The sequence below is a fragment of the Marinobacter sp. CH_CUG1437-1 genome, assembly GCF_037029655.1.
In the GTDB taxonomy this organism is placed as follows: domain Bacteria; phylum Pseudomonadota; class Gammaproteobacteria; order Pseudomonadales; family Oleiphilaceae; genus Marinobacter; species Marinobacter salsuginis.
The window spans coordinates 674085-696545 of sequence record NZ_JAYMEW010000003.1 but is presented as its reverse complement, the minus strand read 5'-3'; the positions used below and the strand labels follow the sequence as shown (position 1 = coordinate 696545).

The window sequence follows — 22461 nt, the reverse complement described above, 5'->3', positions numbered from 1 at the left end:
GGCTACTTACAGGAACCCCGCTCAGAACTAAACGTCGCGCCGCAAATCAGAGGGAATGGGGAAGTCAGGCATACCAGGTTTAGGCCCACGCCCCTTGCGGAACTGGCGAAGCTGGAACACATAGGCGAGCACCTGGGCGATCGCCATGTAGAGGCCATCGGGAATTTCCTCGCCGATGTCGGTGTTGTGGTAAACCGCTCGGGTCAGCGGCGGTGTTCTCAGAATCTCGACTTTGTTCTCGCGGGCAATTTCCATGATCTTAAAGGCCACCTCATCGGCCCCCTTGGCCACTACAATCGGCGCAGCCATCGCCTTCTGATCGTACTTCAGGGCCACCGCATAGTGAGTCGGGTTGGTAATTACAACGTCGGCGGTCGGCACATCCTGCATCATGCGGCGCTGGGCCATTTCGCGTTGGAGCTGTCGGATCTTGCCTTTGACCTCGGGTTTACCCTCCGTGTCCTTGTACTCGTCCTTCACTTCCTGCTTGGTCATCCGCAGTTTTTTCTGGTGATCGTAGATCTGGAAGGGTACGTCGATAGCCGCGATGATGATGGTGGCGCAAGCCAGGAGGAAGAAGCTCCAGGCGATGGTCCAGAGCACGTGTTCCATTGCCGGCACCACCGGTTCCTCGGCGATGGACAACAGGTCTTCGGTGCGTAGATCCAGGATGAGAATGGCCAAAGCCATAACAAGGCCGACTTTTGCGATGGCCTTGACCAGCTCGATCAGCGAGCGCATTGAGAACATGCGCCCCAGGCCCTTGATGGGGTCCATACGATTGAGTTTCGGGGCCACGGCCTTGCCGCTGATCAGCAGACCGCCAATTCCGATTGAGCCGAAGATGGCGGCAATAAGAAGTAGTACCAGAATCGGCGAGAGGGCCCAGGCGGCTTCCTTGGAAGATTCGATGAGCTGGACGCTCATGTGCCGCATGTCAAAGATGGCGGACCGCTCGATCACGAAGCTGTCGCGCATGATGGCTTCCAGCGACGCTCCGAGGCTGGCGCCGAACACGAGCATGCCTCCCGCGCCAGCCAGGAGCACCGCCATGGTGGCCAGCTCTTTGGAACGGGCAGTCTGGCCCTCCTCCCTGGCCTTTTCGAGCCTTCGGGGGGTGGCCTCTTCCGTTTTTTCCTGACTGTTATCGTTTTCTTCGGCCATGAGTCTTTACGGCTGCCCCTGCAGTCCCCGCATGAAATCAAAGGTCTCCCGGGTGTACTGATCGAAGTGCGGCAGAAAATTGGCGTGCAGCACCCATATGGCAAACAATCCAAAAATCAGGCCAATCGGGAAGCCCAGGGCGAAGATGTTCATCTGGGGCGCGGCGCGGGTCATGACGCCGAAGGAAATATTGACGATCAGCACGGCCGTCACCGCCGGCAACGCCAGGAGCATGGCGGAGGCGAACATCCAGCTGATCCGGTGGGCCAGCTCCCAGACGCCGGTCTGGCCCAGCCCTTCCATGCCGATGGGCAGGGTCCGGAAGCTTTCGATAAAGACTTCGAAAGCCACCAGGTGTCCATTCATGGCCAGGAACAACAAAGTGATGGTGATGGTGTAGATCTGGGACAATACAGGCACGTTAACGCCGTTGGCCGGATCAACCATTGAGGCGAAGCCCAGGCCCATCTGCATGGCGATCATCTGGCCGGCGATGACGAAGAGTTGCCAGAGAGCCGTGAGCGCGAAGCCCATGCCGACGCCGATCAGGATCTGCTGAAGGGTAATGACCACCGCATCGGCGCTCAGTGCCTCCACCTGGGGTACAGGCGGGATCATGGGTGCAATCAGGATGGTCATTAGCAGAGCCAGCCCCAGCCGGATCCGTGCGGGCACCAGCTGGGTACCGAATATAGGGATCACCATCAGGAAGCTGGCCAGGCGGAACAGGGGCCAGATGTGCTGACCGACCCATTGGCCGATAACGTCCGCGCTGATTTCCGCCGGTATCATCCGTCAGCCGATCAGGTAGGGAATGTTACCGAACAGCCGGTTGGCGTGGTCCAGCAGCTGCGTCAGCATCCAGGGGCCCCACACGATAATAACGATCAGCGTGACCAGCAGGCGGGGCAGGAAGCTCAGGGTCTGTTCGTTGATCTGCGTTGCCGCCTGAAAGGTACTGACCACAAGGCCAATCACCAGACCCGGTCCGATGATTATCGAGGCAAGGAGAACAATCATCCAGAGGGCTTCGCGCAGGATGTCGATAACGGTTTCCGGAGTCATGACGCCTCCTATATTCCGTAGCTGGCGGCCAGGGTGCCCATGATCAGGGCCCAACCGTCCACCAGCACAAACAGCATGATCTTGAACGGCAGGGAGATGATGATCGGCGACAGCATCATCATACCCATGGCCATGAGAACACTGGCCACCACCATGTCGATAATCAGGAACGGGATAAACAGGATAAACCCGATCTGGAACGCGGTTTTGAGCTCACTGGTCACGAATGCCGGCATCAGTATCCAGAAGGACACGTCCTCGGGGGTATCGTATTGTACGTCCGAGATTCGCATGAACAGGGCCAGGTCACTCTCCCGGGTCTGCTCCAGCATGAATTTCCGGAACGGCTGGCTGGCCAGTTCCACTGCCTCCAGGGACGTCACCTCTTCCTGCATATAGGGTTGTAATGCCACCCGATTGGCCTCTTCCAGCACCGGTTTCATGATGAAGATGCTGAGGAACAGGGCCAGTCCCAGGAGAATCTGGTTCGAGGGCGTGGACTGCAGGCCGATGGCCTGGCGCAGGATGGCGAACACAACGATGATGCGGGTAAACGAAGTCATCATCATGAGCATGGCCGGCAGGAACGTCAGCGCGGTCATCAGCGCAAGGATCTGCAGGGTGACCGAGTATTCCTGCGCGCCCTCGCCTTCTCCCGGGGTCACGGTAAACGCCGGTATACCGGGGATGCCGGAGGGTTCCTGGGCGAACGCTAGAGGTGCCCAGAAAAAGCCTGCCAATAAAATCAGGGAAGGCAGCAGTCGCTTGATGGTTGCGGCAAGCATGGGGCTAATCGTTCCTTGTCGGGGAGGTCCAGGACTTGCCGATCATGCCCTGCAGGCGGCGGGCAAAATCGCTGGAACCGGCGCTGCCGGCCTCGACAACCGGCTCATCAAACACATGGAGGGTTCGGATCGCCGATGGCGTAATGCCCAACAGGATCTGCTGGCCGCCCACTTCAATCAGGGCAATACGCTCCCGGGCTCCGATAGCCATCACCGACACCACCTTGATGGCGTTGTTGTTCATGCCGGTCATGCCGTTCATCCGCCGGATGATCCAGGCGCAGCCATAAATCACGGCCACCACCGCCACCAGGCCCAGCCCGAGGCTGACGATTGTACCTACGGTGTCCGGAGCTCTCACCGGGGAATCAGGTGCCGCCGTCTTTGCCGCTTCCTGGGCGACAGCCGGATGGGTCACGAGCAGCGCCAGTGCCGCAGTCAGTCTGGCCCACATGTTACTTCTGCAACCGCTTGATGCGTTCGCCCGGGCTGATCACATCGGTGAGACGGATGCCGAACTTTTCATTCACCATAACCACCTCGCCATGGGCAATCAGCGTACCGTTAACCAGCACGTCCAGGGGCTCGCCCGCCAGCCGGTCCAGCTCGATAACCGACCCCTGGTTCAGCTGCAGCAGGTTTCGTATCGGAATCTGGGTGTTGCCCACTTCCATTGAGATAGTGACCGGTATGTCGAGGATAACGTCGATATCCGGAGCCGGGCCACCACCCTGGGCAGGTTCGCTTCCGGCATCAAATTCTTCCATGGGCGCAGTCTGAACGTCGTCTTCGTCGCCACCGGTCTCACCGGCCTCGGCCATGGCAGCGGCCCATTCGTCCTCACGCTCGCCCTCATCACCAGACTCTTCCATGGCGGCTTCCCACTCGGCAGCCAGCTTTTCGTCTTCGCTGAGTTCCTGCTCGTCTTTCTTGTCGTCGTCAGCCATTGCGTCCCACCTTCAGTTGTTTCTTTACCTTGGGCACAGATGCCCGTTCGTGAATTCGAAGCGCCAGTTTCCCGTCACGGGTTCCCAGAGTCGCCTTGTAGACCGGAATTCCGTTGGCGGTGACCGTCAAATGCTCGGGAATCTCAACCGGGATGATGTCGCCGGCTTTCATCTTGGCAATGTCCCGCAACGATATCCGACGGCGACAGACCGTAGTGTTGATCGGAACGTTTACCTCTTTGATATCTTCCTGAAGCGCATTCACCCAGCGCTCGTCCACATCGTCGATATCACTCTGGACACCGGCATCCAGCACATCACGAATGGGCTCAATCATGGAGTAGGGCAAGGCAAAATGCAGCTCGCCACCGCCGCCGTCGAGCTCAATATGGAAGGTACTGACCACGACCACCTCACTGGGGCTGACGATATTGGCCATGGCCGGGTTGACCTCAGAACTGAGATACTCGAAATCCACCTTGAGGACCGCATGCCAGGCTTCTTTCATGTCTTCAAAGACCTGATTCAGAACCATCTGGACAATCCGTGTCTCGGTCGGAGTAAATTCCCGACCCTCGATCTTGGCGTGGCGCCCTTCCCCACCGAAAAAGTTGTCCACCAGTTTGAAGACCAGCTTGGCATCCAGCACGAAGAGCGACGTGCCGCGCAACGGGCGAACCTTGCACAGGTTGAGACTGGTGGGCACGTAGAGGGTGTGGATGTACTCGCCAAACTTCATGATCTGAACGCCGCCAGTCGAGACATCGGCGTTACGACGCATCAGGTTGAAGAGGCTGATCCGGGTGTAGCGGGCAAAGCGCTCGTTGATCATTTCCAGGGTCGGCATCCGGCCCCGGACGATGCGGTCCTGACTGGCAAGATCGTAAGCCTTTATGCCGGTATCGTCGGTCTCCTCATAGGTATCAATGTCACCGTCGTCCACTCCGTGGAGGAGGGCATCGATTTCATCCTGTGACAACAAGTCCTGCATACGTAGTCCTGCCCCTGAAGTACCTTGGACCGTGCGCTATTGCACGACGAAATTTCTGAATAGCACCCGTGTGATGGCGGGCTCGCCTTCCTGCTCCAGCACCCGATTCACCGTGGTCAGCATCCGGTCGGCCAGGCCGCTCCGCCCCTCGGGCGTCTGCAATTCATTGAAGTCGCTGCTTCCAAGAACCGTTACCAACTGGCTTCGAATCAAGGGCATATGCAATTTGGCAGCTTCTAACGCCTGCTGATCTGTTGACTCAAGTGCCAGATAAACCTGGGCATAGCGCTGGCGGCCCTCTGCCTGAACCGTGGTAACAATCGCTTTTTGGATCTGGTGATAGCTACTGGGAATGAAGGTTTCCTCTGCAACCTCTTCCGACTCACCTTCGTCGCCACCCATACCCGGCAAGCCATCACCGAGAAACCAGAGGGTGCCCACCACGGACAGTACAATCGCCAGAATGACCACCACAACCAGCATGATGATCAGCTTCAGTTTTCCTTTCTTGGCGGGCGCCACTTCAGATTCGTTATTTTCAGCCATAGTCTTCGATTTGCCAGAAATCCGTCAGACGGAGCGTTTTCCGTGACTTTTCAGGATAATATGCAAAGGACGGGCCAGAACACCCAACCTTCCCGTTCAGAACAGCAGTTTAGCGTTGCCGGGAAGGATGGGCAAAAGAGATTGGGAGGGAATTATCAAGAGTGTCAGGCGAAGATGTCCACTTCGCCTTTCCAGCTCAGATCAAGGCTGCCGGAATTGACTTTGTCATCTTCATGATCGCCAGCGACGAGGGAGGTCGAATCTGCCTCGGAGCCGTCACCGCCCCCGGTTCCCTGTTCGCCGGTCTGCTGCCGGGGCGAGTCAGAAACGTCAAAGCCGGCCAGTGACAACCCTTGCTCACCCAGCATGTCCCGGAGTCGATGGGAGTGAAGTTCCAACTGATCCCGTACCACCGGATTCGCGGAATGGACAGTAATGTTCGCCTGCTCGTTCTGAACCCTGACCTTGACCTCCATGGGCCCCATGTCCGGCGGAGTCAAGTGGATTTCGGCAACCGACATATTGCGGGCGGTCAGCCAGCTGAGCTTGCCGACCAGTTTGTCGCCCCATTCAGAATGGCCGACCGGCACGTCGATCGACGTGGCATAACCTCGAAGGGGCGCAGCGTTCTCGCCTGCCAGCTTGGTGGCTCCATTCGCGTTATTGGCCACCTGCTGGGAGACAAGATCCATGGCCGACTGGAATCGGCCAGACCCCATCAGCGAGCCCGAATCCGGATTCCGACCTGAATCGGTGAGTACCGACGCTTTCATAACATCTGTCAATGAGGCATCGCCGGTGACTGCACCGGCCGAGGTCTGCCCCTTCTGACCGGACACGGACGAGAGAACGCCATTAAACATGCCGGCAACCGCCGCAGACTGTCCCGTCCCGCCAGCTGACGCACTGGCGCCGGTTCCAACGCCGCTCACCGAAACGACGGCTTCACCGGAACGGCCAGCCTGCGGCCCCAGTAATGACTGTAACTCGGCAAAGGTCAGTGGCAGTGCGGTGGGCTCTGCTCCGGCTTCATCACTGGCAACGGGCACGTCACTGGATTCCCGGGAGTCGCTACCGGAGGCCGCATCAGGCTTCTCGCCGGACTTTGCATTGGCATTGGCATCGGTTTTTGTATCGGTCCCATTGTCACGGGCAGACCGGGTTTCATCAGGAGACTTTGCATCGGCGTTGCGATCCGCTCTCTGGCGGTCCAACCGCTTCTGCTCTGCCTGGGAGACAGATTCAAAATCGTTTTTTCTGTCAGCCGGATCCCGGCTGGCTCCGGATTTGGACGGGCCGGAGTCCTTTTGAGTTCCGGGCGAGGGAGTTTGGGGGAGAACCATCTGGGCCATGGCAACCTCTTGCCGCTTTTATCGCATTGTCGCCCTCACCTTGCCGGACTTCGCCGGTGTTTGGGCGGTTAATCAACTCTATGCCAAAGACTTAGCAATTGTGATGCCAGAGCACATGGGCGCTTTCTGGGGGGAAGGCCTCTGTTGACGATAATTACCGGGCCATCAATCCATCAAGGCCATGAATCACCTGCGCGAATTCCTGATCGATATCATTCAATAGATCCGGCGCATCGCCCAGCCTGGACTCTTTTCCAGCCATCTCGGCCTTGAGACAAATTTCGCCAAGCCTGGGTGCACCGATATTGATGCAACTGCCCTTGAAACTGTGGGCTGTCTTCGCGAAGGCGTCGCTATCCTCTGCCTTGAGGGCTTCCCGCAGCGCCCGGATTCTGTCCCGGGAATCTGCCAGATAGGTCTGTATCAGGACTTCGAATTCATCCTCCATGACGTCCCGAAGTTCAGCCAGCGCCTCCTCGTCCAGGTGTGGTTTTTCAGTCATCTCGATCCTCCGCTGTACGGGCGAACTGCCAATCATAAACAATTTCAACATGATTGCCCTGTTCATGAAACCTGATGGTTTCAGCCAGACGTTTCAAGAGCAGCAGGCCCCGCCCTGCATAACGCCGGCCTTTCGCCGGGGATATACCGGAAGCCACACTGGGATGATTCCGGAAATCGAACCCCTGACCACTGTCCTCGCAAACAACACGAAGCCTGCCGCCATCCGGTTTCAGGGAATGATGCAGCGTAAACCGGATGTAGTGACCCTCTACGTTGGCCAACCTCCGGGTGCGCTCGGCATAGTAACGGCCAAACCCCTCGGGCGAGTGCTTCCAGTCTGAGGGCAGCTCCAGAACGCCGTGTTCCAGTGCATTGTTGTAGAGTTCCGCCAGCAAGGTGTAGATTTCGCCGCTTTTCCGTCGAAGACCCGGCACTTCCATGCAGATATGAAGCAGCAGAGGCAAGGGACTGAATTCTCCGAGGGTCCTTTCCCGGATTTCATAGGTACAGCGCCACTCCGCCGGCCCTGCAAGCGCGGACGGTGCGGCACGATCTGGCAGAGGCGCTAGTCCTGCCTCGTCCATCATTTCCAGAGAGCACAGCGTCAGATCGTCGCCATCCTCAAAGTTGCCGGTAAACCGGTGAACAGCGGCCATCATGGCGTCAAAAGGGTGGTCATCCGCTTCCAACTGATCAAGGGTTCCAGTCACACCCTGCTCGCCAAAAACGTTGCCCTCGCTGTCGGCGGACTCCAGAAAGCCGTCGGTCATCATCAACACCCGGTCACCCGGTGCAGCTCCGACCCTCTCGAAATCGGCATTGAACTGATCCGGCGACAGGATACCGAGGGGCAAATGCCGTGATGGTAATGCCAGATGCTCGCCTGAGGGCCGGATCAGCCAGCCATCCGGGAGCCCACCGTTCCAGATCTGAATCTGATTAAGCTTGAAGTCCGCCTCTATCATGGCGCCACAACAGAACATCCCGGTGGGCAGAATTCGTTTGAGCTTCTGGTTAATCTCGCGCAGTACGTCCTCACCATTAAAGCCCTTGTTGGTCATGCCGTAGAAGATCTCGGCAACCGGCATGGCCCCAATCGCCGCCGGCAGACCGTGGCCGGTGAAATCCCCCATAAAAATCAACATTCCGCCCGCGGGCCGGGGCGAAGCAAACAGCACATCGCCGTTGAAAATGGACTGAGGGGAGGCGTGATAGCGAATGCTGGCGGCGTCGAGGCAACCCGAATGGGCCACATTATCGAACACCCGCTTGGCGATCTCCTGTTCTTCCGTGAGCTGGCGATTGCGCTCACGGATCAGATCGCGCTGGTCTGACAGGGTCTGGTGCATCAGCCGCATTCGATTGAACGCCTTGATCTTGGCTTCGATGATAATCCTGTTGTAGGGCTTGCCCAGAAAGTCATCACCACCGGCCTCCAGGCACCGGGCCAGGGCGCCCGCTTCAGACAGGGAAGTCAGAAAGATCAGGGGGACCAGCCGCTCACCAGCCAGAACCTTGATCTGACGGGCAGCTTCCATGCCATCCATGATCGGCATAAGGGCATCAAGCAGAACCAGATCCGGTGCCTCGCGCTGAAATAGCGAGACGGCATCCAGCCCATTGGCGACGTCCAGAACCTCGTGCCCGAGGCGCTTCAGGAGTGTTTTCAGGATGAGGCGGTCGCTGTCCGAATCGTCAGCGATGAGTATTCTCAGAGGACTGCTGTGTTCTGCAGCGGAATCATCCATGACTACTCCGGCAGTCCGCGAGCATCAGCGGATGTTGAACAATTGCTCGAAATTGGAGATGGAGAGAATCCGCCGCACATCGTTATTACAGTTTTCAATGACGATGCGGGCACTGTCGCCCCCGGCGTAATCCCTGAGCAGCAACAACATACCAAGGGCCGAGCTGTCCAGATAGGTGGTGTCCGACAGGTCCACAATGTAGTTTCGGACAGCCGGGTCACCGTGCTCATAGGCATCCCGGAACGCCTGGTGGGTGCTGAAATCAAACCGGCCCTCAATACTGATAACAAGGGTCTGACCGTCATCATCACGGCGGGTCTGAATCGGCATTCCTCAACCTCCCAAGGTATCAAGAGCAGCATTTAACCGGCGGTTTTCACCGATCCTTCTTCGGGTAAGGATAGCTGAGTGGACTGACTTTGCATCCGTTTTTGCTTGATGTGGAGCAAGATTCAGCGTCGACGCCGAGAAAAGGCCCGCCCGGCCGCCTCATCCGAGAGCTTTTGTTCGCGAAGATCCTGCTCTCTCTGCTCCTGTTGCCGACAGGTTTCTATGTACTTTTCCATGCCGCGACGCCGCTCCCAGGCCTGCTGCCACTCCTGTTTGCGTGTCTCAAAGACCTGTTCGGCGTGCGCCAGCTGCTTCTGCTGCTGCCGTATCACCTGGTCCAGCTGCGCAATAAAGGCCTGCCAGGCCTGTAGACGGGACACCTGCACCACGCCCTGCTGGCTGTTGCGGATCTGATCCCGGTACTCCTGCTGGTAACGATTCAGGTTTTGCACCTGTTCGCGCTGCTGTTCGACCAGTTTTCGGGCCTCACCCATTCGCTCCAGTGCTTCCTGTTCCTTGCGTTCTTCCAGGGAAAGAACCACCTCCAGCCGCCGGGATCGCAGCATCAGGCATCACCGCCGCTGGCGCCGGCAGCCGGATTGGGAACGGCCGACTTGCGCCGCTCGGGGGAACGACGTTCCGGCACCACCGCCAGCAACTGTTCAATGCTGTCTTTCAAGGGAGCGCTCTCGTTGAGACCCTGCTGCAAAAACTGGCGCATATTGCCAATATGAGTGATGGCGAAATCGGTCTCCGGGTCGGAGCCCTTCACGTAGGCGCCCACGGAAATCAGGTCCCGGGCCTGCTGATACCGGGAGTACACCTGTTTGAAACGCTGGGCTCTGGAAAAATGCTCGGTCTCGGTAACCTGGGGCATCACCCGACTGATGGACGCTTCCACATCAATGGCCGGGTAATGGCCCTCTTCGGCGAGCCGACGGGACAATACAATGTGGCCGTCCAGAATCGCACGGGCGGCATCGGCGATCGGATCCTGCTGGTCGTCACCCTCGGTAAGCACGGTGTAGAAGGCGGTAATCGAGCCGCCCCCGGGGCGACCGTTGCCGGTTCGTTCCACCAACTGGGGCAGCTTGGCAAACACCGAGGGTGGGTAGCCTTTGGTCGCCGGAGGCTCGCCCACAGCAAGCGCGATCTCCCGCTGGGCCTGGGCGTAACGGGTCAGGGAATCCATGAGCAGGAGCACTCGCTTGCCCTGGTCCCGGTAATATTCGGCAATCCGGGTGGTCAGCATGGCGGCGCGCAGCCGCATCAGGGGGGAGTCATCGGCGGGCGCGGCCACCACCACCGAGCGTGAAAGCCCCTCCTCGCCCAGGATATCCTCGATAAATTCCTTTACCTCGCGGCCCCGTTCACCAATCAGGCCCACGACCGTAATGTCGGCATCGGTAAAGCGGGTCATCATGCCCAGGAGCATACTTTTACCCACGCCGCTGCCGGCGAACAGACCCAGGCGCTGACCCTGGCCGACGGTCATCAACGCGTTAATTGCCCGAATACCTACATCCATCGATTGGCGCACCGGCGCACGATTCAGGGGATTAATGATATCGCCTGTGAGCGCTACGCGGGCTTCGGCCTGCAAGGGCCCTTTTCCGTCCAGAGGCTCACCACTGCCATCCACAACCCGACCGAGCAACTGGGGCCCGACCGGAACTCGGCTGGCGGCGGATAGCGGCACGACCCTGGCACCGGGCTTGAGCCCTTCAATGGCAGTGAGCGGCATCAGGTAAACCCGGTCATCCTCGAAACCCACCACCTCTGCTTCAACATTGCCGGTGTTCTGGCCGAAGATCACGCAGCGGTCACCGACAACCATGGGGCAGCCGACACATTCCAGTGTCAGACCGACCATTCGGGTCAATCGGCCCGAGAGTTCCGGCTCCGGTTCGTTGCCCAGAAAGCCCTGAAAGCGGTTCAGACGGTCAGCGAGGTTCGAGGTCATCACCGTCACCTTCATCTTGCGCCGGCTTCGAATCACCCGAGGAATCCCCGGCATCCTGAGAATCCAGGACGTCCCGGTGGAAACCGGTCAGGTCTTCCATCATCGAATCCAGCTCTTCGGTTTCTCCGCCCTCGCTGTCGTTCATCTGCTGGTCCAGCATGCTCTGAACCGCCCGCTGGAAGCGTTTTTCGACGGTGAAGTCCACAAGGCTGTGACGGGTCTCTACCTTGCAACCACCAGGTAGAATGCTGGCGTCTTCAATGACTGAAGCAGAGGCATCCAGACGCGCGGTCACCTCGCGGACCATCTCACAGTCTTCGGGATTTATATGGATCCGGATATTCTCGGCAGTGGAGGGCAAGGCTTCCATGGCACGGCGAACGACATGCCGGATCTGGGAGGAGTCGATGGTCAGTTCGCGGTAGACCACGGCCCTCGCCAGAACCGTAGTCAGGTTCACCAGCGAGGTTTCCAGCTCGTCTTCGTGCCGCTTGATTGGCTGCAGCAGCTCACCCAGCAAATGCTCAAGCCGGTCGAGCTTGGCGTCGATCTCCTTGCGGGTGTCATCGTACCCCTTGGTCTGGCCCTGTTCCCTACCCTCTGCCAGGCCGGTTTCCAGTCCTTCCCGGTGCCCTTCTTCCTTCCCGGCCTTCAGACCGTCCTCGTAACCCTGATCCCGCCCCTCTTTAAAACCGTCTTCACGGGCGGCCTGACGAATCTCATCGATGTCCGCTGCCGTCAGGGGTTTGACCTCGCGCTCCTCCTCCCGGGGCACTTCATTGCCACGGGCATCGAGTAAGGGCAACTCCCAGCGCTCATAGGCGGTCAGCTGCTCCTTGGGAATACGATTGACGTCTCGGCTGGAATCTTTCATTACATCATTTCTTCGCCGGCCCCGCCGAGGGAGATTTCACCGGCCTCGGCCATACGGCGGGCAATGGTAATAATGTCCTTCTGGGCCGACTCGACTTCGCTGACCTTGACCGGCCCCTTGGCCTCAAGATCATCCTGCAGCAACTCCGCAGCACGTTTGGACATGTTCTTGAAGATCTTCTCCTGGACCTCTTCGTCGGCACCCTTGAGGGCCACCACCAGCACTTCCGAGGATACTTCCCGCAACAACGCCTGAATACCGCGATCGTCCACTTCCTTGAGGTTGTCGAACACAAACATCAGATCCTCAATGGTGCTGGCAAGATCCGGATCCATATCCTTGATGGAATCCATCAGATTGCCTTCAATGCTGCGATCCATGAAGTTCATAATGTCGGCTGCGCGTTTGACACCACCGATACGGCTGGTCTGTGAAGCGGCACCGCCGGAGAACTGCTTCTCCAGAATATCGTTGAGCTCCTGTAACGCCTGGGGCTGGATACTCTCGAGAGACGCCACCCGCATCATGACGTCAAGGCGCACTTTTTCGTCGAGGGTACCAAGAATTTCGGCCGCCTGATCCGGATCCAGATAGGAAATGACAATGGCCTGAATCTGCGGATGCTCGTAGCGGATGATGTCACCCACCGCACGGGGCTCCATCCATTTGAGGGTATCAAGGCCCGTGGTGTTGCCTCCAATGAGTATACGATCGATCAGGCTCGATGCCTTGTCGTCTCCCAGCGCCTGGGTCAGCATCGTGCGGATGTACTCATCATTGCCAACACCCAGACCGGTCTGGCCGCCCACGGCGTCAACGAATTGATTCATCACATAGGTAACTTCGTCCTTGCTGACGTCCTTCATCTGGGCCATGGCCACGCCCACACGCTGAACTTCCTTCGGCCCCATGTGCTTGAGGATCTCGGCAGCGTCCGCTTCGCCCAGTGACATCAGCAGAATCGCAGCCTGTTCCACACGCGGAATCTTCCGCTGTGGCTTCTTCGCCTCACCGCCACCCTGTTGATTGGTTTGCTCAGTCATCGACATTCACCCACTGGCGCATTACCTGTGCGACCCTCGCAGGATCCTCGGCAATCAGACCTTTCAATGCGTTCAGCTGCCTATCATAGCCGTCTGTGGCACCCGGCAAAAGCAGATCATCCTGAGCAGACATGGCCTTGCGTAACTCATCTCCGCCCTCGATATCGTCAAGACCACCGTAACCGCCACCGCTGCCAGAATCCAGACCGCGCTCGCGCTGGCCACCACCCGACAGGCTCTTGAGCGTGGGGCGCAACAAGCCAAGCACCAGCACCAGAATGACCAGACCTGCCAGCACCTGCTTCATCAGGTCCCAGAACCAGGGCTGCTCCCAGAAGGCCGGGGCCTCAAACTCGACCGCTTCTTCCGGTGCAAACGCGGTATTCATCACCGTAACGCTGTCTCCGCGGGCGGCGGAGTACCCCACCGCATCCCGCACCAGCATGCTCAGACGCTGCAGTTCCTGCTCCGGCCAGGGTTCGTAGCTGACTTCGCCGGTCTGGGGATCAACCACTTTCATATCATCCACCGCCAGAGCAACAGTGACGCGCTTCACTCGTCCCAGTTCCTGGCGTCTGTAGCTGACAGTGCGATCCATTTCGTAGTTCCGCGTTGACTCTCGACGCACGTTCACCGGTTGGGGCGCAGCCTCTTCGCCATCAGCACCGGCGGCCTGTTCCGGAACAGTGGCATCGGCCGGGGGCTGATTCGCCAGCGCTCCGGGGATGCCGCCCTGGGCACCAGCTGCACGCTGTTCGGTGAGTTCCCGCTCGCTGCGCACCGCCTGCTGTTCGGGGTTGAACAGTTCTTCCGCCTGCTCCACCGAGGAAAAGTCCAGATCTGCCGAAACTTCCGCGCGGTAACGGCCGTCTCCTACAATCGGTGCAATCAATGACGCCACACGCCGGGTCAGACGCTCCTCGACCTTGGCGGTGTATTCATATTGATCCGCCATCTGGTCGGCGGTGCTCTGACTCTCCTTGCCAGTCAGCAGATTGCCGTTCTGGTCGACGACGGTGACATGCTCTTTGCTCATCATGGGAACGCTGCCGGCAACCAGATTCACAATGGCGTTGATCTGCTCCTGCTCCGGCCGGCGGCCGGCAAACACTTCGAGGAATACCGAAGCCGACGGATCGCGTGCATCACGGACAAAGACCGAGCGCTCCGGAATTGCCAGGTGCACCCGGGCATTCCGCACGCCGCGCATACTGGCGACTGTTCGGGCAAGCTCCCCCTCAAGCCCGCGGCGGTATGAAATGGTTTCCATGAACTGGGAGGTGCCAAGACCGCGTTCCTGATCCAGCAACTCGTAGCCCATGGTTTGACGATCGGTAACACCCTCCGCCGCCAGTTTCAGACGAGCGTCGTAAACCTGCTCGGACGGCACCAGCAATGCGCCGGTACGCGGATCCATCTTGTAGTCGATGCCGCTGTTGTCGAGGATGCTGGTCACGTCCTGAGGGTTGTAGGAGGAAAGGTCGCCAACTACCGGCTGATAGTTCGGTTCCTGGGCCCAAAGCACGACCGCCAATCCCAGCGCTACGCTGGCGGCAAGCCCCACCATCAAACCGATCTGACGCAGCAGATTGAGCCGGTTGAAACCCATGAACAGGTCGCTACGGCTCTCTGGTGCGTCGCCCTCGCGAGCTGCCGGCATGTTGGAGGGGTTGGATTCTGCAGGTACGCTGGCCATGACTCTGCTCCGTTATCAGATCGGCATGTTCATAATGTCTTCGTAGGCCCGAACCACCCGGTTACGTACCTGGGTCAGCGCTTCGAAGGAGACAGAGGATTTCTGGGCGGCGATCATCACGCGGGTGATGTCGACATTCGGATCGCCCATGTCGTACGCGGTTCTTAGATCCCCCGCGGTTTTCTGGAGGTCGTTCACGGTGTTCACGGCATTGCTCAGCATGTCATTAAAACTGGGCGTTTCCTGGGTTTCCTGAACCTGGCGGGGACCGTCTATCCGGCCACGAACCGATTGATCCTGTTCGATTCGCTGGTTCTGCATCATCTGGGAACGCAGGGACCGGATATCGGACAAAACACTGTTGATGTCGGCACGCTGAACCATAACTCTCTCCTGGCTCCGCCCTCCCCGGGACGGATTTGCTCTTGGGGTGCTGTTATCCCCAATTAAGCAATTGGCAGGCCAAGTAACTTTCTATATTTATTATCAGACACTTACGAAGAACATCCGTCGTACAGGAGAAATCACTGACGGACTTTTGACGACAGATAAAAAAATGGCACCCTGACGGGTGCCAATGAAGGAGTTCGTTTTGCAGGGGGTCAGACCAAGGCCATTTCGGCGTCCAGATCGATACCGGCGTCGCGCATCTGGGCCAATTTGTACCTCAGCGTCCTGGGACTGATGCCCAGCTGCTCGGCGGCCCGGTTGCGACGTCCACGCTCTTTCCGAAGTGTCTGGATAATAATACGGAATTCCTGCTGCCTCAGATCATCTCCGAGCGAAACCGCGCCTTCCGGCTCTCCAGCCTGCCCATGAGGCGGCTGATTGATGGCAGAAACGGCGGGCTCTGACATCTCCGCGTCACCCGCCGGGTTGGCGACAGGTTCAGGATACGAAACCGGCTCCAGGCTGCGAAGGTCCGGTCGCCCGGTAATGCCCAGCTCCAGACACAGGTCCCCGGCGTGAATAACATTGCCCTGGTGCAGCACCAGGGCTCGCTGGATTGCGTTGTCCAGCTCCCGGACATTCCCAGGCCACTGATGATTCATAAGCGCGCTCTTTGCGTCCTGGGCGAAGGCAATTCCTGTCAGCTTCATTTTTCGGCAGTGCTTTTTAAGCAGTGACGTGGCGAGCGGCATGATGTCCAGCGGACGCTCCCTGAGCGGCTGCCAGTGCATCGGGAAAACCGTCAGGCGGTAATAGAGATCCTCCCGGAACTTGCCTTCGCGCACGTAATCTGCGAGATCGCGGTTGGTGGTCGCCACCACCCGGACATCGAGACTGATGGTCTTGCGACCTCCAACCCGCTCCACTTCGCGCTCCTGCAGAACCCGCAACAGCTTGGACTGAAGCCCAAGATCCATCTCAGAAATTTCGTCCAGAAGGATAGTGCCACCGTTGGCCTGCTCGAATTTACCGGGCGACGAGGCAACAGCCCCGGTAAAGGCACCTTTCTCGTGACCAAACAGAATGGCTTCCAGCATGTTCTCGGGGATGGCGGCACAGTTTATGGCCACGAAGGGCTGATCCGCCCGTGGGGACTGCTGATGGATATACCGGGCGAGCACTTCCTTGCCAGTTCCACTTTCCCCGGAGATCATGACGGTCGAGTCGCTGCCGGCCACTTTGGTCGCCAGCTGGAACATGCGCTTGCTGATCGGATCCTCGGCCACCGGCTCATCGCTGGCTTTTTCGCGGCCGCCACCCACAATTTTACTGACAGCGTCGACCAGGAACCGTGGCTCGAAGGGCTTCACAAGGTAATCGATAGCGCCGGCCTGCATGGCCGAGACCGCATCGCTGATCTGGCCATAGGCCGTGATCAGCATCATTGGCAAGCCCGGATACAGCCGCTGGACCTCGGACAGCAACTCATGCCCAGACAGGCCCGGCATATTGACATCGCTGACCACCATATCAACCGGGGACTCTGCCAGTCGCTGAAGTGCCTCGTTGGCATTTGACGCTTCCCGCACCCGGAATTTTGCCAGTTCAAGGGTGGTAACCAGCGCTTCCCGCAGGTCATGGTCGTCCTCAACAATCAGAATCTGGGCCTTTGCCATGGTTGCCTCCGATCAGTTTCTGTTACGTAATTGCGGCAGGCGCAAGGTAGCGATGGCGCCGCCCTGCTCTGGCGATTCAATGGAAAACCGCCCCTGATGCGCCTTGATGACGGCTTGCACCACCGCAAGGCCGAGCCCCGTACCATGGGACTTGGTTGTGTAAAAGGCTTCGGTTAACCGGGCCGCGTCCGAGTGCTCGAACCCCGGTCCGTTGTCCACAACGCGAATAACCAGCTCGCTGTTCTCCTCGGTTACCCGAACTGCAACCTGGGTCGCTCCGGCCTCAAGACTGTTATTCACAAGATTGGTGCAGGCGCCGACAAGGGCGTCCCGGTTACACATGAGACGGCAGTCGCCGGAAATTTCGTTCTCGAGAGTCACCTCTGCGCCGGGAGCCGGCTTCAGCCCCTCCATTGCGGACGCCAGAGCCGAGACCAGCTTGCCGGCAGACAGCTCCTCTGCCAGCCGGGTTTCGCCCCGGGCGAATATGAGCATATCCCGCACCTGCTGCTCCAGGTGAGTCAGTCGAGACATCAGACGCGAAGCGCAGCGTTGACGCATTTCTTCATCGAGGTCGTCCTGGCTCAGGTGGCCACCATAGAGAATTGCCGCAGACAAAGGCGTACGGATCTGGTGTGCAAGGGATGCCACCATCTTGCCCATGGCAGACAGCCGCTGGGCGTGTGCCAGCTGCGCCTGGAGATGTCGGGTTTCAGTGAGGTCGGTCAGAAGGATCAGCTGGCCGGGCTGGTTTTCCATGGTCCGGATCTCAATGCTGACCCTGCGACCATCTTTCAGGGAGACTTCGTGGCCATCGTCCCGCCGGGGGGCAAAACAGCGATGGATGACATCCACCCACCGGGTGCCGTCCAGGGGTTCCCCGAGAAGCGCAATGGCGGCGGGATTGGTCTGCGTCACCACGCCCTGGCTGTCCAGCACCACCACGCCCGCAGGCAGTGCGTTCAACAAGGTCGACAGACGGTCTGCCAATCGCTCTTTCTCCTCCAACTCCTGCTGACGCTGGAGCGATTCCTGGTTCAACTCGCCGGAAAGCTGGTTCACCCGGGACTCAAGGGTTCGGTAGGAGTCGGTAATCTGTCGCGACATACGGTTGAACAGCTCGAGGGCGGAATCCACCGCCGCGTCGTCCTGCTGCGGGAACAGGGCCGTAACCTTGTCGTTTACATCCGCCGCCGCGTTGGCTTTCGCGCTGCCTGCGCCGGACTGAAGAACAAACTGTGCCTGACTCATAACCTGACTCCCCGATCGGTCCGTCGGATCGGACCTCCTGATTCGGATACTTCGTTTACAGGTCACTAAGCCAGCACCGTGCCAACTTAATTTTTCCTTTATATATCAGCAGGAAAGAGAATCCAGAAAGAGGCGAATGACAATTTTACGTCGGTCAAAAACAGAAACGGCGCCTCAGGTTACGAACCTTTGACACCGTCTCAAAAACTCGAAAATGCGAACTATCCAGTTCACGAATCCTCGGATTCCTCTTCTCTCAGCCCGTACTTACGCACCTTCTCTACCAGTGTGGTTCGACGAATACGCAGCTTTTCGGCAGCCCTGGCCACGACACCGCCAGCCTCGTCGAGCGCCTGCTGGATCAACTGCTTCTCGAGGTTCGAGAGGTAATCCTTCAGATCGATGCCGTTCACCGGCAGCAACGCAGGGGCATCCAGCCCGACCAGTCCCGGAATACCGGAAGGCATGCCGGTGTCCTCGACCGGACGGGTGCATGATCGAGAGGCGTTCGACGAGATTGGCCAGTTCACGCACGTTGCCAGGCCAGTCGTGGCGGCAAAGACTCATGATTGCGGCCGAATTCATCCTCAGCGAGCCGCGCTTCTCTTTTTCCATCCGGGAAATAAGCTCGTTGATCAGCAAGGGAATGTCTTCCACCCGATCACGCAAAGCAGGCATCTCAATGGGAAATACATTCAGGCGGTAATAGAGATCTTCCCGGAAATCCCCGGACTCGATCATGTCTTCCAGATGCTTGTGGGTTGCAGCAATCACACGGACATCGGCCGATTGGGTCCGGTTACTACCCACCCGTTCGAAGGTACGCTCCTGCAGAACCCGAAGAATCTTTACCTGCATATTGAGAGGCATGTCGCCTATTTCATCCAGAAACAGGGTACCGCCCTCAGCCATTTCGAAGCGCCCTACCCGGGCTGTGATAGCACCGGTAAAGGCGCCTTTCTCATGGCCAAAAAGTTCGCTTTCCAGCAGTTCGGCGGGGATGGCGCCACAATTTACAGGCACAAACGGCTTATCCCGTCGGGAAGAGTGATAGTGCAGGTTTCGGGCAACCACTTCCTTGCCAGTACCGGATTCGCCGGTGATCAGAACGCTGACGTCCTTATCGGCTACCTGTTCCATCAACTGACGGACCTGCTGGACCTTGCGACTGGTTCCCACGAGGCTACGGAAGAGTTGAAGACCGCGCTGTTGGCCTCGCTCCCGGGATCGACTGAACTGATCGCGGAAGACCTGGGCGCGGTAGAGCGAATCAACAAACTTCGTGTAATTAAGCGGCCACTCCATGCGGGCAATAATGCGAGCGCCGGCATCTTCGGAAAGGCCTGAGAGTTCGGGGTGTCCAACCAGCAGTAACGGAACGCCCTTAACCGCATTGCAGACTGTGGTGATGGTCTCCGTGACTCCGGCATCTTCGCCATTTACCACCGCGACCGCGATGTCCGAAAGGCTTTCCTCGTCGCCACTACTCAAAAGTGCCCTGGCTTCATCGCCTGCAAGGATCTGTTCCTCGCCGATGAACTCAAGAATGGTGACCATGTCCCGCAGTCTTGAATCATCCTCGCTCAGCACCAGCACTTTGTTATTTTTAGACATTCAACCGAATCTCTTGGGGGATTTGTGCGGTATTTAAGACTGTAAGGGCGGCAGAGTCAATTTTATGACGCTATTTCGGTCGATTTGAAGAAACGTTCTGATAGGCCTTCGCTGCGCTGCGATTACGGTTAACACCTTTGAGGCCGTCCTCCGCTTCCTTGCGGGCAATACGCGCGGATTCGTCCGCGGCGTCAATAAACTGCTGCAATTCCTGCAAGCGGAGCCGCACCGGCTCCGCCTCGATCTCACCCGCTTCCAGGGCAGCCATCAGCGGCTCGACTGCCGGCTTCACCTTCTCGTTGAGACTGGCCATCGCTTCCCAGTCTTTATCTGCCAAAGCGCGACCAAGCCTGGCCATCAACTGGTCGAGATGATCAAGGTGCGCTTGCGGGTCTGCCATATCGGCCTCCTTGGTGATCAACGGCGAGCGGCTCTACGGGCAGCGGAAGCAGTAAATTCATTACCCCGGAACCCCGGGCTGAAATCGTACGCCGGGAAGCCATCATCCAGCCCATCAATGTAGTAACGCTCCGCTTTCAGGTCGTAGGTCATCTCCATGGTAGTCCAGAATACGGGCTCACTGTAATAGCTGATATTATGGGCCTCCGACACTCGCCACAGGTTCCCTTCCGCATCGTACTCCTCGGATGCCAGAATCTGCCAGCTGTCTTCGTCCACGTAGAACACGCGGCGATCGTAGATGTGACTGATCCCGGTCCTGCGTTTCGACTCAACCACCCAGACCCGGTGCAGCTCATAGCGGGTCAGTGCCTGATTGATGTGGCCCGGACGAATCACATCATCGGCCTCCACCTGCGGCCCGTGTAGCTTGTAGGCATTGTAGGGTACGAACAGCTCCCGCTTGCCTTTCAATTCCCAGTCGTACTGATTGGGTGCGCCGTTGTACATATCTTTCTGGTCAACCGAACGCAGTGACGATGAGTTCGGCAAGTCCGTCTCATAGGCCAGGTTTGGGGACCTGCGAAGCCGGCGCGAGCCGGAATCATACCGCCAGGCCAGCCTCGGCGAGCGCACCTGATCCAGGGTTTCGTGGACCAGTGTGATGGTGCCGGCCAGCGAAGAGGGTGCAATGGTGTCAGTCTTCAGGTAGAAAATCTTGTTATCGATTTCCGCCAGTTCCGCCCCTTTCTGACTATAGGCAAAGAAATAGTCGTAATCGTTTACCACCGGATTGTACGAACCGTCCCTTTGGGGCGTTGCGGACGCACTACGCAGGGAAATCTCTTCGCCGCGGTAGCGAAGAATGTGGTTCCAGATGACCTCCAGACCGTCTTTGGGGATCGGGAATGGGCTGGTCATAATGGTGTCACGAACACCGTTACCGTTGTCCAGCAACTGAGCTGTCAGGGCATTTTCACGAAACTTGTCGTAAACGTGCTCGGGAAACGCTGCCGTTCGGCGAGTCTGATAGACCGGCATGAAAAAGTCCGGCCCGTACTTTTCCAGCATGGCAATATGGCCATCAGAAAGCTTGTCGCGGTATAGATGGACATTATCGGCGGTTATGACGAAGAGCGCCTCGTCTTCAGGAAAGGGATCAATCTCAACCTGCCCCTCGCGCCAGCCGTCCGGGGGCGTTGCAAGACCACCGGTCCACTCGGGTATGCTGCCTGACCTGTTGCCGGCCCGTTCGGCTCCAACTGGAGTGAGATCATCACCCAACCGCTGCGCTTCGGCGGTCGTGACTTTGGACAGAGCCTGTCCGGAAAAACCGAGAAAAACCAGGGCGACACCTGCAACGATGTGGCTTCGCATCCCTTACACCTCCAGAAGTTCATGCTGTTGGGCAGCCGCAACGATCAGAACTCGCACAGCCGGGCGCCTTTTTGCCAAATTCAAACGGTCGTTTCAAGTGAATGTTTGTATTTAATTGTGAAACCTCCCCTGGCAGACAGTTGAAGAAATTTGCCGCCGAAAATGGTATGCTGTCGTATTAATTTTCCGGGGTTGCACCCGCGCTGGGGGATTGAAGGTATTCCATGGCCTCGCAATGGCACTCGCAGGTTTCGCAAAAACTCTTTCTCGCCCGCACTCTGCTGGGGCAACTGGATCGACCAACAGTCGAGAGCGAAGGCCACCCCCCTAACGAGGCCGAACAGGCTTTGCGCCGGGAAGCCGCGATCCAGGGGGCGATCGAGTTACTTCTCAGATCGCGGAAATTATTGCTGGTGATGATTGCCAGGTTGTACCAGAGAAAATCAGAAGAGCCTGCCACCCTGGATGAACTGGCCTCGCTGATCGGACCGGAACCGAATGAAATAGGTCGGCTCAGAGACCTGGAACAGCGCTCAGGCAGCTGGTGGAACCATCTGGAACAACTGGAACGCTCTCAGAGCCGACCGCCAGCAACCAAAAAAACCGTGAGCGCGGAGAACATTATTGCGGTAGCCGCCGACACCGGCCCGGATCGCTCCGCGGCGGCCTTGCTGAAAACACTGAATGCCGTCAAACACTTTGCCGACGATCTGGAAGACCAGCACAGCGAGTGGTGAACCACTCCA

The 22461-nt window shown here is 58.3% G+C and carries 23 protein-coding genes and 1 pseudogene; 1 reads left to right on the top strand and 23 read right to left on the bottom strand.

Annotated features, from left to right (window positions below):
* Positions 1 to 27 precede the first annotated feature (27 nt).
* The 23 genes and pseudogenes from flhB to WA411_RS11890 form a co-directional block, all read right to left on the bottom strand.
* Positions 28 to 1164 (bottom strand): flagellar biosynthesis protein FlhB, encoded by a 1137-nt coding sequence (gene flhB, locus WA411_RS12000; RefSeq protein WP_291906765.1) that lies wholly within the window; start codon positions 1162 to 1164, stop codon positions 28 to 30.
* Between the two features lie 6 nt (positions 1165 to 1170).
* Positions 1171 to 1956, bottom strand: a complete 786-nt coding sequence (gene fliR, locus WA411_RS11995; RefSeq protein ID WP_291906763.1) for a flagellar biosynthetic protein FliR — start codon at positions 1954 to 1956, stop codon at positions 1171 to 1173.
* Positions 1957 to 1959: 3 nt separating this feature from the next.
* Entirely contained in the window at positions 1960 to 2229 is a 270-nt protein-coding gene (gene fliQ / locus WA411_RS11990; protein WP_008173075.1) for a flagellar biosynthesis protein FliQ, read from the bottom strand.
* A gap of 8 nt (positions 2230 to 2237) precedes the next feature.
* Positions 2238 to 3014 carry a flagellar type III secretion system pore protein FliP gene (gene fliP, locus WA411_RS11985; RefSeq protein ID WP_136631518.1) on the bottom strand — a complete coding sequence of 259 codons (777 nt, stop codon included), beginning with the start codon at positions 3012 to 3014 and terminating at the stop codon, positions 2238 to 2240.
* A gap of 4 nt (positions 3015 to 3018) precedes the next feature.
* Positions 3019 to 3468, bottom strand: coding sequence for a flagellar biosynthetic protein FliO (fliO, locus tag WA411_RS11980; protein ID WP_291906758.1), 450 nt, complete (start codon positions 3466 to 3468; stop codon positions 3019 to 3021).
* A 1-nt stretch (position 3469) separates the two neighbouring features.
* A complete protein-coding gene (fliN, locus tag WA411_RS11975) occupies positions 3470 to 3961 on the bottom strand; it encodes a flagellar motor switch protein FliN (RefSeq protein ID WP_069183191.1) in 492 nt (163 codons plus the stop codon).
* Positions 3954 to 4952 carry a flagellar motor switch protein FliM gene (gene fliM, locus WA411_RS11970; protein WP_291906755.1) on the bottom strand — a complete coding sequence of 333 codons (999 nt, stop codon included), beginning with the start codon at positions 4950 to 4952 and terminating at the stop codon, positions 3954 to 3956. Before fliM ends, fliN begins: the two co-directional genes overlap by 8 nt.
* Before the next feature lie 36 nt (positions 4953 to 4988).
* Entirely contained in the window at positions 4989 to 5498 is a 510-nt protein-coding gene (locus WA411_RS11965) for a flagellar basal body-associated FliL family protein (RefSeq protein WP_291906753.1), read from the bottom strand.
* Between the two features lie 164 nt (positions 5499 to 5662).
* On the bottom strand, positions 5663 to 6850 hold the full coding sequence (locus WA411_RS11960) for a flagellar hook-length control protein FliK (protein WP_291906750.1): 1188 nt from the start codon (positions 6848 to 6850) through the stop codon (positions 5663 to 5665).
* Between the two features lie 154 nt (positions 6851 to 7004).
* Positions 7005 to 7352, bottom strand: coding sequence for an Hpt domain-containing protein (locus tag WA411_RS11955; RefSeq protein ID WP_291906747.1), 348 nt, complete (start codon positions 7350 to 7352; stop codon positions 7005 to 7007).
* Positions 7345 to 9102 carry a PP2C family protein-serine/threonine phosphatase gene (locus WA411_RS11950; RefSeq protein WP_291906745.1) on the bottom strand — a complete coding sequence of 586 codons (1758 nt, stop codon included), beginning with the start codon at positions 9100 to 9102 and terminating at the stop codon, positions 7345 to 7347. Before WA411_RS11950 ends, WA411_RS11955 begins: the two co-directional genes overlap by 8 nt.
* A gap of 24 nt (positions 9103 to 9126) precedes the next feature.
* Complete coding sequence (locus WA411_RS11945; protein WP_069183185.1) at positions 9127 to 9432, bottom strand: STAS domain-containing protein; 306 nt, start codon at positions 9430 to 9432, stop codon at positions 9127 to 9129.
* Between the two features lie 122 nt (positions 9433 to 9554).
* A complete protein-coding gene (gene fliJ, locus WA411_RS11940) occupies positions 9555 to 9998 on the bottom strand; it encodes a flagellar export protein FliJ (RefSeq protein ID WP_291906743.1) in 444 nt (147 codons plus the stop codon).
* Positions 9998 to 11395 (bottom strand): flagellar protein export ATPase FliI, encoded by a 1398-nt coding sequence (gene fliI, locus WA411_RS11935; RefSeq protein ID WP_209400990.1) that lies wholly within the window; start codon positions 11393 to 11395, stop codon positions 9998 to 10000. The genes fliJ and fliI overlap by 1 nt, the downstream gene beginning before the upstream one ends.
* Complete coding sequence (locus WA411_RS11930) at positions 11376 to 12269, bottom strand: flagellar assembly protein FliH (protein ID WP_291906741.1); 894 nt, start codon at positions 12267 to 12269, stop codon at positions 11376 to 11378. The genes fliI and WA411_RS11930 overlap by 20 nt, the downstream gene beginning before the upstream one ends.
* A complete protein-coding gene (fliG, locus tag WA411_RS11925; protein ID WP_153633620.1) occupies positions 12269 to 13312 on the bottom strand; it encodes a flagellar motor switch protein FliG in 1044 nt (347 codons plus the stop codon). Before fliG ends, WA411_RS11930 begins: the two co-directional genes overlap by 1 nt.
* Positions 13305 to 15008 carry a flagellar basal-body MS-ring/collar protein FliF gene (fliF, locus tag WA411_RS11920; RefSeq protein WP_136631529.1) on the bottom strand — a complete coding sequence of 568 codons (1704 nt, stop codon included), beginning with the start codon at positions 15006 to 15008 and terminating at the stop codon, positions 13305 to 13307. Before fliF ends, fliG begins: the two co-directional genes overlap by 8 nt.
* 15 nt (positions 15009 to 15023) lie before the next feature.
* Entirely contained in the window at positions 15024 to 15392 is a 369-nt protein-coding gene (gene fliE, locus WA411_RS11915) for a flagellar hook-basal body complex protein FliE (RefSeq protein ID WP_069183179.1), read from the bottom strand.
* Positions 15393 to 15610: 218 nt separating this feature from the next.
* A complete protein-coding gene (locus WA411_RS11910; protein WP_222464867.1) occupies positions 15611 to 17074 on the bottom strand; it encodes a sigma-54-dependent transcriptional regulator in 1464 nt (487 codons plus the stop codon).
* 12 nt (positions 17075 to 17086) lie between these two features.
* Positions 17087 to 18325, bottom strand: coding sequence for a sensor histidine kinase (locus WA411_RS11905; RefSeq protein WP_291906733.1), 1239 nt, complete (start codon positions 18323 to 18325; stop codon positions 17087 to 17089).
* A gap of 230 nt (positions 18326 to 18555) precedes the next feature.
* Positions 18556 to 19939: pseudogene (locus WA411_RS11900) on the bottom strand (sigma-54 dependent transcriptional regulator).
* 70 nt (positions 19940 to 20009) lie between these two features.
* Entirely contained in the window at positions 20010 to 20339 is a 330-nt protein-coding gene (locus WA411_RS11895) for an SOS cell division inhibitor (protein WP_153633624.1), read from the bottom strand.
* Between the two features lie 17 nt (positions 20340 to 20356).
* On the bottom strand, positions 20357 to 21715 hold the full coding sequence (locus WA411_RS11890) for a DUF1329 domain-containing protein (RefSeq protein WP_291906729.1): 1359 nt from the start codon (positions 21713 to 21715) through the stop codon (positions 20357 to 20359).
* 224 nt (positions 21716 to 21939) lie between these two features.
* Here WA411_RS11890 and WA411_RS11885 point away from each other — a divergent pair, with 224 nt between their 5' ends.
* Positions 21940 to 22452: a DUF6586 family protein gene (locus WA411_RS11885; protein ID WP_291906727.1), complete on the top strand. Its 513-nt coding sequence runs from the start codon at positions 21940 to 21942 to the stop codon at positions 22450 to 22452.
* Positions 22453 to 22461 lie beyond the last annotated feature (9 nt).

Bases quoted from the DNA above. Each gene is read 5' to 3' on its own strand.
- flhB (WP_291906765.1), bottom strand. From the start codon at position 1,164: ATGGCCGAAGAAAACGATAACAGTCAGGAAAAAACGGAAGAGGCCACC.
- fliR (WP_291906763.1), bottom strand. From the start codon at position 1,956: ATGATACCGGCGGAAATCAGCGCGGACGTTATCGGCCAATGGGTCGGT.
- fliQ (WP_008173075.1), bottom strand. From the start codon at position 2,229: ATGACTCCGGAAACCGTTATCGACATCCTGCGCGAAGCCCTCTGGATG.
- fliP (WP_136631518.1), bottom strand. From the start codon at position 3,014: ATGCTTGCCGCAACCATCAAGCGACTGCTGCCTTCCCTGATTTTATTG.
- fliO (WP_291906758.1), bottom strand. From the start codon at position 3,468: ATGTGGGCCAGACTGACTGCGGCACTGGCGCTGCTCGTGACCCATCCG.
- fliN (WP_069183191.1), bottom strand. From the start codon at position 3,961: ATGGCTGACGACGACAAGAAAGACGAGCAGGAACTCAGCGAAGACGAA.
- fliM (WP_291906755.1), bottom strand. From the start codon at position 4,952: ATGCAGGACTTGTTGTCACAGGATGAAATCGATGCCCTCCTCCACGGA.
- WA411_RS11965 (WP_291906753.1), bottom strand. From the start codon at position 5,498: ATGGCTGAAAATAACGAATCTGAAGTGGCGCCCGCCAAGAAAGGAAAA.
- WA411_RS11960 (WP_291906750.1), bottom strand. From the start codon at position 6,850: ATGGCCCAGATGGTTCTCCCCCAAACTCCCTCGCCCGGAACTCAAAAG.
- WA411_RS11955 (WP_291906747.1), bottom strand. From the start codon at position 7,352: ATGACTGAAAAACCACACCTGGACGAGGAGGCGCTGGCTGAACTTCGG.
- WA411_RS11950 (WP_291906745.1), bottom strand. From the start codon at position 9,102: ATGGATGATTCCGCTGCAGAACACAGCAGTCCTCTGAGAATACTCATC.
- WA411_RS11945 (WP_069183185.1), bottom strand. From the start codon at position 9,432: ATGCCGATTCAGACCCGCCGTGATGATGACGGTCAGACCCTTGTTATC.
- fliJ (WP_291906743.1), bottom strand. From the start codon at position 9,998: ATGCTGCGATCCCGGCGGCTGGAGGTGGTTCTTTCCCTGGAAGAACGC.
- fliI (WP_209400990.1), bottom strand. From the start codon at position 11,395: ATGACCTCGAACCTCGCTGACCGTCTGAACCGCTTTCAGGGCTTTCTG.
- WA411_RS11930 (WP_291906741.1), bottom strand. From the start codon at position 12,269: ATGAAAGATTCCAGCCGAGACGTCAATCGTATTCCCAAGGAGCAGCTG.
- fliG (WP_153633620.1), bottom strand. From the start codon at position 13,312: ATGACTGAGCAAACCAATCAACAGGGTGGCGGTGAGGCGAAGAAGCCA.
- fliF (WP_136631529.1), bottom strand. From the start codon at position 15,008: ATGGCCAGCGTACCTGCAGAATCCAACCCCTCCAACATGCCGGCAGCT.
- fliE (WP_069183179.1), bottom strand. From the start codon at position 15,392: ATGGTTCAGCGTGCCGACATCAACAGTGTTTTGTCCGATATCCGGTCC.
- WA411_RS11910 (WP_222464867.1), bottom strand. From the start codon at position 17,074: ATGGCAAAGGCCCAGATTCTGATTGTTGAGGACGACCATGACCTGCGG.
- WA411_RS11905 (WP_291906733.1), bottom strand. From the start codon at position 18,325: ATGAGTCAGGCACAGTTTGTTCTTCAGTCCGGCGCAGGCAGCGCGAAA.
- WA411_RS11895 (WP_153633624.1), bottom strand. From the start codon at position 20,339: ATGGCAGACCCGCAAGCGCACCTTGATCATCTCGACCAGTTGATGGCC.
- WA411_RS11890 (WP_291906729.1), bottom strand. From the start codon at position 21,715: ATGCGAAGCCACATCGTTGCAGGTGTCGCCCTGGTTTTTCTCGGTTTT.
- WA411_RS11885 (WP_291906727.1), top strand. From the start codon at position 21,940: ATGGCCTCGCAATGGCACTCGCAGGTTTCGCAAAAACTCTTTCTCGCC.